Annotated in this window: 13 protein-coding genes and 2 tRNA genes; 8 read left to right on the top strand and 7 right to left on the bottom strand. The window is 52.9% G+C overall.

Translation table 11 applies throughout. The annotated features are described in order from the left end of the window. The first annotated feature begins 76 nt into the window (after positions 1-76). From GE107_RS21730 to GE107_RS21740, 3 genes are all read left to right on the top strand, one after another. On the top strand, positions 77-583 hold the full coding sequence (locus tag GE107_RS21730) for a hypothetical protein (protein WP_219642953.1): 507 nt from the start codon (positions 77-79) through the stop codon (positions 581-583). A 630-nt stretch (positions 584-1,213) separates the two neighbouring features. After that, positions 1,214-1,429 carry a helix-turn-helix domain-containing protein gene (locus GE107_RS27295; protein ID WP_219642955.1) on the top strand — a complete coding sequence of 72 codons (216 nt, stop codon included), beginning with the start codon at positions 1,214-1,216 and terminating at the stop codon, positions 1,427-1,429. 83 nt (positions 1,430-1,512) lie between these two features. Next, a complete protein-coding gene (locus GE107_RS21740) occupies positions 1,513-2,784 on the top strand; it encodes a tyrosine-type recombinase/integrase (protein WP_219642958.1) in 1,272 nt (423 codons plus the stop codon). 108 nt (positions 2,785-2,892) lie between these two features. Here the strand turns inward: GE107_RS21740 and GE107_RS21745 are convergent. Together GE107_RS21745 and GE107_RS21750 are read right to left on the bottom strand one after the other, a co-directional pair. After that, positions 2,893-2,969: transfer RNA gene (locus GE107_RS21745), tRNA-Pro, on the bottom strand. Positions 2,970-3,054: 85 nt separating this feature from the next. Then, positions 3,055-4,224, bottom strand: coding sequence for a glycerate kinase (locus GE107_RS21750; RefSeq protein ID WP_219642961.1), 1,170 nt, complete (start codon positions 4,222-4,224; stop codon positions 3,055-3,057). 127 nt (positions 4,225-4,351) lie between these two features. On the opposite strand from GE107_RS21750, the gene GE107_RS21755 reads away from it, so the two are divergent. The 3 genes from GE107_RS21755 (at position 4,352) to GE107_RS21765 (ending at position 6,613) form a co-directional block, all read left to right on the top strand. Next, positions 4,352-5,143, top strand: coding sequence for a transporter substrate-binding domain-containing protein (locus GE107_RS21755; protein ID WP_370636490.1), 792 nt, complete (start codon positions 4,352-4,354; stop codon positions 5,141-5,143). An 83-nt stretch (positions 5,144-5,226) separates the two neighbouring features. Beyond that, on the top strand, positions 5,227-5,874 hold the full coding sequence (locus tag GE107_RS21760) for an amino acid ABC transporter permease (protein WP_219642967.1): 648 nt from the start codon (positions 5,227-5,229) through the stop codon (positions 5,872-5,874). Between the two features lie 13 nt (positions 5,875-5,887). Further along, positions 5,888-6,613 (top strand): amino acid ABC transporter ATP-binding protein, encoded by a 726-nt coding sequence (locus GE107_RS21765; protein WP_219643178.1) that lies wholly within the window; start codon positions 5,888-5,890, stop codon positions 6,611-6,613. A 36-nt stretch (positions 6,614-6,649) separates the two neighbouring features. Here GE107_RS21765 and GE107_RS21770 read toward each other — a convergent pair whose 3' ends face one another. Further along, positions 6,650-6,871 carry a DUF2905 domain-containing protein gene (locus GE107_RS21770; protein WP_219642970.1) on the bottom strand — a complete coding sequence of 74 codons (222 nt, stop codon included), beginning with the start codon at positions 6,869-6,871 and terminating at the stop codon, positions 6,650-6,652. A 197-nt stretch (positions 6,872-7,068) separates the two neighbouring features. Between GE107_RS21770 and GE107_RS21775 the strand changes: the two genes are divergently transcribed. Next, positions 7,069-7,509 carry an Hsp20/alpha crystallin family protein gene (locus tag GE107_RS21775; RefSeq protein ID WP_219642973.1) on the top strand — a complete coding sequence of 147 codons (441 nt, stop codon included), beginning with the start codon at positions 7,069-7,071 and terminating at the stop codon, positions 7,507-7,509. Between the two features lie 100 nt (positions 7,510-7,609). Here GE107_RS21775 and GE107_RS21780 read toward each other — a convergent pair whose 3' ends face one another. The 3 genes from GE107_RS21780 to GE107_RS21790 all read right to left on the bottom strand — a co-directional run bounded on the left by GE107_RS21780 (position 7,610) and on the right by GE107_RS21790 (position 11,581). Continuing rightward, complete coding sequence (locus GE107_RS21780; protein WP_219642975.1) at positions 7,610-9,403, bottom strand: ABC transporter ATP-binding protein; 1,794 nt, start codon at positions 9,401-9,403, stop codon at positions 7,610-7,612. Next, positions 9,400-11,145: an ABC transporter ATP-binding protein gene (locus GE107_RS21785; RefSeq protein ID WP_219642978.1), complete on the bottom strand. Its 1,746-nt coding sequence runs from the start codon at positions 11,143-11,145 to the stop codon at positions 9,400-9,402. Before GE107_RS21785 ends, GE107_RS21780 begins: the two co-directional genes overlap by 4 nt. Positions 11,146-11,503: 358 nt before the next feature. After that, positions 11,504-11,581, bottom strand: a tRNA-Arg gene (locus GE107_RS21790). Positions 11,582-11,715: 134 nt separating this feature from the next. Between GE107_RS21790 and GE107_RS21795 the strand changes: the two genes are divergently transcribed. Further along, positions 11,716-12,723: a LacI family DNA-binding transcriptional regulator gene (locus GE107_RS21795; protein ID WP_219642980.1), complete on the top strand. Its 1,008-nt coding sequence runs from the start codon at positions 11,716-11,718 to the stop codon at positions 12,721-12,723. A 9-nt stretch (positions 12,724-12,732) separates the two neighbouring features. On the opposite strand, the gene GE107_RS21800 is transcribed toward GE107_RS21795, so the two are convergent. Then, positions 12,733-13,560: a sugar phosphate isomerase/epimerase family protein gene (locus GE107_RS21800; RefSeq protein ID WP_219642982.1), complete on the bottom strand. Its 828-nt coding sequence runs from the start codon at positions 13,558-13,560 to the stop codon at positions 12,733-12,735. Positions 13,561-13,669 lie beyond the last annotated feature (109 nt).

Consider the following 13,669-nt stretch of genomic DNA (forward strand, 5'->3'; position numbering starts at 1 on the left):
ATTGCCGCAAGAATTGTCACGATTGAAAGCCTAATGATGCATTGAAATCTATCAAAAAAATGGGGAATGATCATCCATGAAGAGGTTGGCTGTGATATTGTCTATATTTACAGTGTTTTCCTTGTTTCAAACGGATTCAATATATGCGTATGGTTTTTTAGTGAAACAAGCAACGATGAAGAATGAATCTATTACAATTAAACATCACGAGGAGTACATTGAGTATTTATCCAAAGATAATCATTCTCTTGGATCGGGCAATTTTACTCCTTATGTAATTGAAGATAGTTTTTTTATAAAAAGAAATGAAATAATCGATCTCCCTTTCGTTGAAAAAATCAGTCTGGAGTACTCCGAGCGGGGAATGTTGCGTATGTCTATTACATTCATGAACGGAAGTCAGATTTTGATAAAATTTACGGCGTTGGATGCATCTCTACAAAGAATAAATGAAGAAGATTCAGGAGATGCATTAATCTATAACTATCCTGATTTTGTGCCTATTAGGTTACTTTATGAACAAGCTGGATATAAGGTCGATTATCATAATGAGGATTTTGAGTCTATAACGATCACTCCATGATTCTCGAAAGAAATAAATGAAATATATAATGGTGGCTTCCTACTTTACGAAAACCCCTCCTTTCGGTGCGGGTTTTTTGTTTTAGCTTTATGTTCGTATATTATTCCTAATCCTGACGGTTGATTATTCTTACTCTATAAGTTGTGTATTACCGATTTTGTAGAATTGGATGAATAGAATAAGCTTTGTATTCCTTTAATAACCTTTATGTATTCCGCGATTATCTGCGTTTGGAGGATGTTTCCATTAGCTTACATTTTTAACGCATCGAATGGCCAATAGATGCTCAGGGAGTCTAAGTAGCAAAAGCGAATGTTAGAAACGATTTCTGATATACGCTTAGGAATAATTTGGATGGGTCGGACGTTGAAGTTAAAGAATTTTAAAATTAGGTCTTGACAAGGTTTTTTTAAAATAAAACTAACTTTCCAACACATGATATTGTTCAACAAGCAAGTGAATTGAATCATTTCGATAAATTCGCAACCAACTAAATACTTAAACTGGGGAGCTAAAGGTGACAGCAAAGCATAAAACCAAACCACTTCGCAGGATATCTGAAAAAATGCCATTTGTATAATAGACTTATTCAAAGTTTATTCAACATTTATTCGGATTGAAGGTGGAGACATGGCGAAAGTAGTGGTTGAACATCAAGAACTAAAATTGCTTACAGTTGCAGAGGTTTGTATGAAGTTGAACGTTGGGAGAAGTACAGCTTTCAAGCTAATCAATCAAAAAGGTTTTCCAGTGATCAGGATAGGAAAGCTCATTAGAATTCCTGAAAGCGAGCTTGTTTCGTGGATAAGTCGGAGCGTGGGTTCAAGTTACGAGTTGGAGTGGTGAAGAGCGTTCAAATTAGTTCATGAATATAAGAGCCGCCGACAAGACTGGCCATAAAATAAAGCCGAAAGTGGGGAAGAGAAATAATGCCAGAACAAAACGTATTAAATAGGAAGAAAAAAAAGAGAGCGAGGCGTTCAAAAGGGGAAGGAAGCATTTTTCAGAGGAAATCAGACGGAATGTGGGTAGCTAAAGTGCCAGTGGGGTTTAAGCCAGACGGCACAGTGATAAATAAACTATTATATTCGAAAGATGAAAAGCTAATTAAAGTTAAGGTAGATCAATTGAAGAGAGAAGTACTAACGAACATTTATATCGAACCAAATAACTTGTCCGTTGCTGATTGGTTTGAAATATGGTTGAAAATTACAAAGAACAATTCAATAAAAAAAACGACAAAGATATTATACGAGAGCCTGATACGTAATCATATTTTACCTATCTTAGGTGGATACAAGTTGTCTAAGTTAAGAAGACTCCATTTACAAAAATTTATTAACGACAAACTGGAGAGTGGACGACTGGACGGAAAAGGAGGAGGGTTATCGGCAAAAACTGTGAAGCACCTATGTCAAATTATTAATAGTGCTTTGAAAGAAGCAGCCGAACAAAAGTTTATTTCCGACTACGTTACTTTAAAAGTGGCTTACCCTAAGCAGAAGCGTAAACGTATCAAGGTATTAATGAAAGAGCAAGTCGAGGCATTTTTATGCTTTATTCGTAATCATCCCAGATTTCAAAAATACTATGCCCCAATACTTCTTGAAATATACACGGGGGTTCGAAGAGGAGAACTGCTTGGGCTAAGGTGGGACAATGTCAGTTTTTCATCCGGAATGATTAAACTCGAACAACAACTTGTAAAGGTTGGGAGTAAACATGAAATAAGTGATTTAAAAACTGATTCTAGTCATAATCGTATTATTGCAATCCCTGAGGAAGTTGTAGCTGTACTAGAAGAGTACAGACAACGAAAAGAAAATGAATATAAATTGCTTGGGTATAGTGAACGCAAAGTGGAAGTTATGTTGTCAGAAGGACTTGTGTTCACTAATACTGTCGGCAACCCAATTCAACCACGCAATTTCATAAGAGATTTTAAACAAATGTTAAAAGCTGCTGATGTCCCAAGTATTTCTTTTCATTCGCTGAGGCACTTCTTTGCAGTCTGGTCGATAGATAATGGTGTCAACATTAAAACGCTGCAATCAGAACTTGGTCACAGTGATAGTAAAACTACATTGGACACCTATGGAGATCACATTAATGATGAGATGAAAAAGGAGGCTGCAAAAAAGCGAAGATTGATTGTACAAAAGGGCATTGAACAAAAAAATGAGGATATTATTCTTAGTTGATAATTGTAGTGACGGTATACCGATGATAAGGTACACCGATAAGATACACCGGCTAACTTTTAGAAAAAGAAAAAAGCGACCCGAAGGCCGCGATCGTTGATGTATAGATGGTCGAGACGACAGGATTTGAACCTGCGACCTCTTGGTCCCGAACCAAGCGCTCTACCAAGCTGAGCCACGTCTCGATGCCGCCGTTTCCGGCGAACGAATTCGATTATAGCACAGCCATTCGGAAAAAGGAAGAGCAGAGCCACCATATTTCTGAGGAAATTATCTCCACTCTCGCCTGCGGCCTTCAAGTTGGATTTCTCCGTTCAGAAGCATCCGAATGGATTCCGCCGTGCGGCGTTCCAGCAGCTCCGGCGCGCGGGCGATGGCTGTTGCCGTATCCATTCCCTGCTCCTGCAAGGCGAATACGGCGGCTGCGCCGTACCGGTACAGCTCGTCGATCCCCGTGCCGACGAATCCTCCGATGAGAATGCTGGGCACCTGCCGGCGCCAGGCCGCTTGTACGACGCCAAACGGCGTTTTACCGCGGACCGTCTGTTCGTCGATCCGCCCTTCGCCGGTCAGCACGAGATCCGCCTCCAACAGCTCGCGTTCCAATCCGCTCGTGCGGATGCAGAGGCCGACGCCGGACTCCAAGGTGGCGCCAAGCATGGCGTACAGCGCCCCTGCTGTTCCTCCGGCCGCGCCGGCGCCCGCCAAGGCATGCACCGACACGCCCGTCTCCTCCGCCATCACGTCCGCCAGCCGGGCGAGGGAGCGGTCCAGCCGTTCCACCATTTCGGGAGTGGCGCCTTTCTGGGGACCGAACACCGCGGAAGCTCCATCAGGTCCCGTAAGCGGGTGGTTGACGTCGCAGGCGACAGTCCATTCGCATGACCGCAAACGGGGATCCGCATTCGAGGAATCGATCCGAGCCAGTCCGCTGAGAGCAGCGCCGCCCGGCGGAAGCGGATGGCCCATCCCGTCCAACAGGGCAAATCCGAGCGCTTGCAGCATGCCGGCTCCTCCGTCGTTCGTGGCGCTGCCGCCAAGGCACAGCACGAATCGGCGCGCTCCCTCGTCCAGGGCGGCCCGGATCAGCTCCCCGTAACCGAAAGTCGAAGCGATCAGCGGGTTCCGCTCTTCCGCTCGAAGCAGGGGCAAACCCGAGGAAGCCGCCAGCTCCACGACGGCCGTCCTTCCATCCCCCAGTATCCCGAACTCCGCCTCGATCAGCCGTCCGAGAGGGTCGTGAACCCTCGCTTTGCGGTACCGGCCTCCGGTCGCCTCCACGAGGCAAGCGAGCGTGCCTTCGCCGCCGTCCGCCATGGGAATTCTCTTCAGCGACCAGTCCGGCGGGACCACTCGGCCGATTCCGCGCTCCATGCACAGCGCCGCTTCCGCCGCGGTTAGGCTGCCTTTGAAGGAGTCCGGTGCAAGGACGATTTTCACGGCAAATCCCCCCAATTCCCCTGCTGATACTTTCCAACTTATTATAAAGGTTATGTTTATTGCCATCCAAAAGGTTTCCTGCTAGAATTTATGCATCCGATATGCTCATGGGAGGGCAAAAATGAATATGAAGAAATGGAGTTTTCTCGCCTTGGCCGCTCTGCTGGTCGTGGCGATTTCCGCATGCGGTAAAAAAGAAGAAGGCGGCTCCGGCGGCAAAGTGTACAAATTCGCGACGGACGCGGCTTACTCGCCGATGGAACTCATGGACAAGGATAAGGTCGTCGGGTTCGACGCCGACTTCCTGGACGCGGTCATGAAGGAAGCGGGACTCGAGTACACGCTCACGAATACGGGTTGGACCCAGATGCTCGAATTCGTTAAGCAAGGAACGGAATACGACGGTGGAATTTCTTCCATTTCGATCACCGATGATCGTAAACAATCTTACGACTATACGTCTCCTTATTTCGAGTCGAGAAATATGATTCTCGCGAAGAAAGGCAGCGGATTGAAAACCGGGGAGGATCTTAAGGACAAGAAAGTGGCTGTGCAAGAAGGCACAACCGCAAATGATATCATGGAAGGCATCATGGGCAAAGATAATTCGAATTTGAAACGCTTCGAAAGCAACACCTTGGCATTCGTCGAGCTGGATAAAGGCGGTGTCGATGCGGTTGTAGCGGATATTGCAATCGTAGGGGAATATTTGAAACAAAACCCGGATAAAAACCTGGAAGCCGTGGATCCGAATTTCCCTTCCGAATTCTATGGCATCTTGCTCCCGAAGAACAGCGAGTTGAAGGCGAAGCTGGATCCGGCCATCAAAAAAGTGCTGGAGAGCGACAAGTACAAGGAAATATACCGGAAGTGGATCGGCAATGAGCCGAATGTCGAGAACATCCTCAACGCAAAATAAGCTTGGCGATTAAGCATGCGTAATGGTAAGGTTGCCGTTACGCATGCTTTTTGCCGGAATCGCACTTAGAAAGGAAGGCTTCCATGGATTTCAGGTTCGATATCGTTTATGAATATGCGCCCTTGCTTCTAAAGGGCACATTGCTAACGATCTGGATTTCGCTGCTTGGTATCCTATTCGGATCTATACTTGGGCTTGTCATCGGACTCGGGAAAATGTCCCCGAAACGGATTTTGAACTTTCCTGCCAGCGCGTACATCAACTTTTTTCGCGGGACCCCGCTGCTTGTTCAAGTCCTCATCGTTCATTTCGGCGTAGTGCCTGCCATTTACGGCTCAACGAATTCCATAATCGCAGCGGTTCTCGCTTTAAGCTTAAACTCTGCCGCTTATACGGCAGAAATTTATCGTGCCGGCATCCAATCGATCGACAAAGGCCAACGGGAAGCGGCTTACTCGCTGGGCATGACGAACCGGCAAGCCATGCGTCACATTATTATCCCCCAAGCCGTAAAAAGGATGATTCCGGCGTTTGGCAACGAGTTCATCGTTTTGATCAAGGATTCGTCTCTCGTATCGATCATTGCGGTGCCGGAGCTGATGTATTGGGGCAAAGCCATGCAAACGCAATATTACAAGATCTGGGAGCCGTATTTGACCGCTGCTCTGATCTACTTCATCCTGACCTACAGCTTGAATAAACTGCTGGGTTATATCGAAAGGAAGGTATGAGGCCATGAATCCGATGATCCGGGTGAAAGGACTGTCGAAGTCGTATGGTTCCCACACCGTTCTGAAAGAAATCAACGCCGACATCATGCCTAAGGAAGTCGTCGTCGTCATCGGCCCTTCCGGTTCCGGCAAATCGACTTTCCTTCGTTGTCTGAACCTGCTCGAGAAACCGGAGAAGGGCGAAATCTGGATCGAAAACACGCAGCTGCTCGCCAAAGGCACCGACATTCCGAAAATCCGGGCCGAAATGGGCATGGTGTTCCAGCAGTTCAACCTGTTCCCGCACATGAAGGTGTTGGACAACATCACGCTATCGCCCGTTCGCGTGCTGGGACGGACGCCCGAACAGGCTCGAACGAAGGCGATGGAGCTGCTGCGCAAGGTCGGCTTGGAGTCCAAGGCGGACGTGTATCCGGCTTCCCTCTCAGGCGGCCAAGCCCAGCGGGTGGCGATCGCTCGTGCGCTGGCGATGGAGCCGAAAATCATGCTGTTCGACGAGCCGACTTCCGCTCTCGATCCGGAAATGGTCGGAGAGGTGCTCGGCGTCATGAAGACGCTGGCGCAGGAAGGGATGACGATGGTCGTCGTGACGCACGAGATGGGTTTCGCCCGCGAGGTGGGCGACCGGATCTTGTTCATGGACGAGGGCTACGTCGTCGAGGAAGGCAAGCCGGAAGAGCTGTTCGGACAGCCGAAGCACGAGCGCACGAAGAGCTTCCTGTCGAAGGTGCTGCACTGACGATAATAACGTCACCCGGCACCGAACGGGAGGCCGTTATTTTGAGAACCACCGTACCACGTAAAAAATGAGAGACATCACGACGCTGAGCAGAATGCAGGTCACGATAGGGAAATAGAATTTAACGGGACCTTTCTCGTATACGATGTCTCCGGGGAGCCGGCCGAAGTTCAGGAACCGTCCTCCAACCATCCAGATCAAGCCGATGACGATCAAGACGACGCCGGCACCAATCAGCAGTTTGGGAATGGGATTCACGGGATCACCTCGATAGTCGCGATGATGGAGCGCTATGCCTCGCGTTGAAGAGCTTGTTACTCTTATTTCTTATTATAAGGCATGACGGACGTTTTCAGTCGCCTGGCTTGTTTGATCAAGGCACGGGTGCCGCGGGAATAAAGGGCCGCATATGGGGAACCCTCAGGTGGAGAAAATCCATCAGGAGGGATATCCGCATGCCATTAGTGCCGTATGAACCTTTCCGCCATCTGGACAACTGGAGACGGGAATGGGATCGATTTTTCACGAACGACTTTCCTTTTGTCCACTTCGGCGGCCAAGGGACGGGTCGCGTCAGCATTGACCTCTATGAAACGGAGAACGAGGTTGTCGCCTCGTGCGAAATTCCCGGACTGGAGAAGAAAGAGGACGTCAGCATCGACGTCGACCGAGATTCGCTGTCGATCAGCGGAACCTTGAACCGGGTGAACGAAGTTAAGGACGAGCGCATGCACCGCCAGGAACGATACTTCGGCCGGTTTCGGCGCTCCGTCGCCCTCCCGTCCCCGGTTTCTTCCGAAGGGGTATCGGCAACGTACAAGAACGGCGTGCTCGAAGTCCGGATGCCCAAGCTGAAAGGCGATTCGAAGAAGAAAATCGACGTCGAGTTTCATTGACCCGCAATCGCGAACGGAGCAGAGCCCGCACAAGGCGGGCTCTGCATTTTTCTTTTGCGGCTGATGAGTTTGCATAGAGCGATCCAGCGATCGCGTCCGTCTACACCATCTGTTCCGCTTTCACTTGTTCGGGTTCAGACTCCAAATCCTCGCCTTGCCACAACAATCGCATCTCTTCGCTGGTCGCCAGCAGCTCGGACAAGGTGCCCGCGGCTTCCATTGCTCCGTCCTTCATGACGATGATATGGTCGGCCCTGGCGAGCGCCGCACGCCGATGGGAAACCGCGATGCAGGTCATGCCGGGCTCTTGGAACAGGCGCTCCCATAATGTTTTCTCCGTCTCCACGTCAAGCGCGCTGGATAGATCGTCGAAGATGAACAAATCCGATTCGGTCATGAGCATCCGTGCCGTCGCGGCGCGTTGGATTTGCCCGCCGGACAGCATCACGCCTCGGGGACCGACGAGGGTATCCAGTCCTTTGTCCAACGTCCGGATGTCCTGCTCCATGACGGATAGCCGGAGTGCCCGGTGAAGCGCCTCGGGGGACACCGTATTTCCTTGCGTAATGTTCTCCATCAGCGAATCGCTGAACAAGCGGGGCACCTGCGGCGTGTAAGAGGTTCTGGGAGGCTTCAGAAACGCTGCGGAATCGGCGAGCTCGCGGGCGTTCCAACGAATCGTTCCGTCCGCCTTCGGAAGCAGGCCAAGCAATGTGCGCACCAGCGTCGATTTCCCCGATCCGATCCGGCCGGTAATGACCAGAAACTTGCCCTTCTCGAGCCGGAAACTCACGCCGCGGATGCCGTTCCCGGAGTTCGGATACGTGTAGCAGAGGCCGCTCGCCTCTAAGCTTTGCAGTCGATCCTCCTCTCGCTCGTCCGGCTTCTCCGCTTCCGGCGGATCGCCGTAGAGATGAATGTCGCTGTGCGCGATCACCTGGTCCTCTTCGCCGGGACGGAAGAGCGTACGCATCCGTTCGAGCGCAACGCGTAGACGCTTATGCTGGAACACCATGTAGCCGAACAGCGAGATGCTGAACGAGAACGTCGTCAAATACGAGGTAAACAGGGCGATGTCGCCGACGGTGAATCGACCGGCTTTCATCTCGGCCGCGCACATGAGCAGAATGATGCCCGTGCTGATGCTTAGGACGTGCTGATTGAGCGATTTCATCCATTGCTTAAACAGATTGTCCCGAAGCGCCGCGTGACGGCGGCTTTCGTTCAATTGCCGGAAGCGGGCGTGCACATGTTCCTCCGCCCGACCAAGCTTGACCGCTTGCACCGCTCCGAACGTCTCGGCGATGAAGCCGGTAATGCGGCCGGTCGCTTCCCGATTGAGCTGGGTATACCGTCTGGCTCGATTGCCGGACAAATTGTTGATTAGCGTAACGATTAGAAGCGGCAGGATGGCGACGGCCGTAATCAGCCAATTGATTTTCGCCATAATGATGATACACAGGACGGCGTAGGCGAATCGGCCCCAGAAGTCGACCCATGATTCCACGTATTCTACGACCTCGTCGACGTCCTCCCGGAACCGCGTCATCGCCTCGCCCGGCGAAGCGGGCAGGTTGCGGCCGGGCCAGCGCATGATGCCGGCAAGCAAGTTGCGGCGAAGAACCGCTTGGACATGGTACACATAAGTAATCCACTCGAAGAAAGCAATGTAGAAGACGCCGACCCGCGTGAATCGGACCAAGCCGACGACAAGAAGCGGCACCGCCAGCCACATGAAGTCGTACGTCTGGCTCTCGGCGCGGTCGAAAAACCATTTCATGCCGAGGCCGATGCCGACCGGCAAGGAGTGGAAGACGCCCCACAGCAAGCCGTTGACAAGAAACAGCGATAGCCTGAAGTTGAACAGGCGCATCATGAAGCGGGTTACCGTCATGCCGGCTCCTCCTCTCCGTTCGTCAGCAGCAGCTGTCCGTAATGCGAATGCGGGTCGCGGGCGAGTGTGTCCCGATCGCCGAACTCCACGATTCTGCCTTCGCTTAGCACCATGATTTTATCGACGTTATCGAGCGTGGACAGCCGGTGCGCAATGACGATGCTCGTGCAATTGGCGAGCAGCCGGTCCAGCGCCGTTTGCAGCCGGGCTTCCGTCGCGGCGTCGAGGCGGGACGAAGGCTCATCCAGGATAATAAGGCTTGGTGAAGTCAGGAACACTCGCATGAGCGCGAACAATTGCGCTTCGCCGGCGGAGAGCGAGGAGCCGCCGTTTACGACCCGGCTATCCAGCCCCTCCGGCATGGCATCGATCCATTTCCGCAAACCGAGCGTTTCGGCCGTCTCCCAAATCTTCTCGTCGGAAATATGGGCGTTGAACAGCGTCAAATTATCGCGAAGCGTTCCGTCGAACAGCTGGACGTCCTGCGTCACCATACCGATTCGGCCATACAGCGTATTGAGCTTAAGCTGGCGAATGTCTTTCCCCCCGATTCGGATGATGCCTTCGCGAATATTGTACATTCGCAAGATCAAACGGCTGATGCTCGATTTGCCGCTGCCCGTACGGCCTACGATTCCGAGCCGTTCGCCGGGTTGCAGCTCGAAGCTGATGGCGCGAAGCACCGGCTGTTCATGGTTGTAGCCGAAGTTTACGCCTTCGAACGTTATGCCGAGCGGCCCTTCAGGCAGCGTCGTATCGCTGCCGTCCTTGATCTCGCTGCGCAAGGCAAGCAGTTCCCGGGTGCGCCGCATGCCGGCTTTCGCCTTCTGAAACTCCTGCATTTGATCGTCAAGCTGTTCGATCGGATCGTTAAGCATTTGCGTGTATTGGAAGAACAGAAAGAGCGTGCCCAGCGTAATAGCTCCGTTCAGATGAAGCCGCACGCTCATGAGCAACACCGCGGTAACGGTGATCGTGAACATGACTACGGTGGCGTTCCACGGGGATACCCGAAGCATCCACGCTCTGCGGCCGGTCCGGAACACGTTCCGCATGGAGACGTGGAAGCGTTGCATGAGGCGGGGAACGCCGCCGTTTGCCTGCACGTCTTCGACGCCCGCGATCCGCTCTTCGATCAGGCCGAACAAGGCAGCGCCGGCTTGCCGGTCCGCTTGAGAGGCTTTCACGCCGAGGTCCCGGATGACGAACATCAGAGCAAGGGATAGAAGCGTGAACACGGTCATAACGGCGGCGATCTGCCAGTTGTAGGCGAACATGAAGCCGAGTATGCCGGCAAGCAGCACAAAGCTGCTGACGATTTTCACGATAAACATTGCGAAGAAGTTCGACATAAGGGTGACGTCTCCATCGATCCGTTCGATCATCTCGCCCGGCGTTTTGGCATTGTGGAAGCGCATGTCGAGGCTTAAGCAATGCTTCAGCAGCACGGAACGAATCTCGTTTGTCGCGCGCCAGGCGACGTCGTTGCCGAGGTAGTCGACGGATACGGTCATCAACTGGGTCACGACCGCGACGAGCAAGTATAAACCGGCCAGCGAGACCAGGGTTTGAACCGTTCCTTGGCCAACCGCGTCGTCAATGAATCTCTGAACGAGCTGCGGCTGAATCAGCTGCAGACCCGTAGCTGCGAGCAGCAGGAAGAGCAGCGCAAGCATTCGCCACTTCACGGGACGCATGTACTGGAGAAGCCAGGCCATGGATAAGGTTTCTTTTTGCGGCATGATGATGTAAAGCTCCCCTCTCTTCCTCGTATGAAGACACTTTCGGCTTAAAATCAGACGAAAGGAACGTGAAAAGGACAAAAAAACTCCAGGCGCAATCGCCTGGAGCGAGGTATACATAGCGGGGACTAATGCATACGCAAGACAAGGTCGGCCGTCAGACGCAAGCTTATTCGATTGGTTGGGACGATCTGGAATGTGATCCGCATCTTGACGACCTCCTTCGGAATGATTGAAAACTTGGATATGGATGAATATAACACGTTTGGTAAAGGGCGTCAATCAGGTTTTTGCGTTTCCGGTCATCCCGCCAATGAAAAAGAACCGCACACGGATGCGGTTCTTCGAGCGTTATGTATGGCGCGCCACGGCGGGATTCGAACCCGCGACGCACAGTTTAGGAAACTGTCGCTCTATCCTGCTGAGCTACGGGCGCGCGATGCGATAATCATTTTAACAGAAATCCGGTCCCGAGGAAAGTCGAGCGTCGCGAAAACAATTGTAAACCTTGTATAATCAAGGTATCGTAAGCTCAAAGACAAATTCACATGAACGAATTGGAGGAACGGAATGGCGACCAACATACGGGACGTGGCCAAAGCGGCGGGGGTGTCGGTGGCGACCGTGTCCAAGGTGTTGAACGGCTATACGACGGTGAGTCAGAAAACGAAAGAGAAGGTGCAGCGCATCGTCAGCGAGACGGGCTTCGAGCCGAACGCGGCCGCCAGAGCCCTTGTCGGCCAAAGGTCGATGACGCTGGGCGTCTTCCTGACGACCGGACTGACGCATTCGTTCTTCACCAATATCCTCGCCGGCATGGAGCAGGCGCTGAAAGCCAAAGGCTACGACCTGATTTACCTGGCGCAGCTGTCCTACGAGAACAAGGAATACAGCTTCGTCCGCCATTGCCAGAGCCGCAACGTGGAGGGGGTTGTCGGTTTCGGATTCCTGGACGATTCGAATTTCGACGAATTGATCGCCTCCCGCATCCCGTCCGTGTTCATCGATCTCGACGTGAAGGGCCCGCGCGCCGGCTACATCAGCTCGGACAACGTGAATGGAATCGCCAGGGCGGTCTGCTATTTGCGGGATTTGGGGCACACCCGGATTGCGCTCATATCCGATATGCCGGAGTCGTATGTCGGCCGCCTGCGGCTCGAGGGCTATCGGAAGGGCCTGCGCCAGGCTGGATTGCCCGATACGGAAGATTACATCGCCTACGGCGATTATTCCCGGGAGCGGGGCTGCGCCGCCATGCAGACGCTGCTCGCCAAGCCCGCCAAGCCGACGGCCGTCGTCTGCTGCTCCGATTACGCCGCCCTGGGCGCGATTGACGCCGCCCGCGATGCCGGATTGTCCGTGCCGGATGACATCTCCGTCATCGGGTTCGACGACTTGGAAATCGCGCGCAATGTCCGGCCCGCGTTGACGACGGTTCGTCAGGACATGCTGAGCATCGGGCGGAAGTCCGTCGAGCTGCTCGACGAAATGATCCAGAACCCGGATTGTCCGGCTCCGGCCGTGATCTTCCCGACGGAATTGATCATCCGCGAAACTTGCGCTCCTCCGAGAGAATAGCCCGCAAGCTCACAGGTAATCGCTCACGATGCGGCGAATCCGCTCCAGCCCTTCCCACATGTCCCCGGGTCCGTCATAGATGAGCACGACCGCGCCGTTGTAGCCGGACTCCTTCATCGTGTCCAAGCACCGGCGGAACTCGGCTTCGTCGGGGAAGCCGTCAGCGTCATAAGCGGCTTTCGCGTGGACGGACAGACTGTGCGGCAAGATCGCCCGGAACTCGTCGTACTTCGAAGGGGCTTCGAAATTGCCGAAATCCGTGATGAAGCCGATCGAGTCCCCCGTGAAGCCGAGCAGCTTGGCGCAACTCTCGCCCGTTGTCGTGAGCGCCTGAAAATTTTCGGATACGACTTTCACCCCAACACTCGACGCATACGCCGACAACTCCTTCAGACGTTCGGCAGACGCTCGGATCGCGTCTCCGTCCGTATGCGGCGCCTGCCCGGCGATGACGCGGATCCGTTTCGCTCCGGCTTCGGAGGCGATGCCGATCCACCTGCGGATGAGAGCCAGATCCGCCTCCAGCCGGGCAGGATCCCTTGCGGTCAAATCCCCATAGTCCAGCAGCAGCGTATCGAAGGAGATTCCCGACTCCTCGAACGCTTGCCGAAGAGACGACAAGTAGTCCGGCTCCGTTGACGGAAAATGGAAATGGCAAATCTCCACCGCTTCGTATCCCCGCTTGGCCGCTTCCCGGGGCAATTCCAGCAAAGCGATCGTTTCGGGCTCCGGCTGTACGTGCGTGACGTGGGTCCGGCGCTCTTCGTCCCACCCGGTCCACCGAAGCGGGCCGAGCAGCCGGTGCAGGCTCCAGGTGCTGACGGATAAATAGGACATGGCTGACCATCCTCTCCCAATAACTGTGAATTACTGTCATCATAGCCCGCCGTGACGCAAAAAAGAAGGCCGAAATCGGCCTTCTCTTTATGCGATTATGGCTAGTCTT

This window comes from Cohnella sp. CFH 77786 (assembly GCF_019400745.1).
Taxonomy (GTDB): Bacteria; Bacillota; Bacilli; order Paenibacillales; family Paenibacillaceae; genus Cohnella.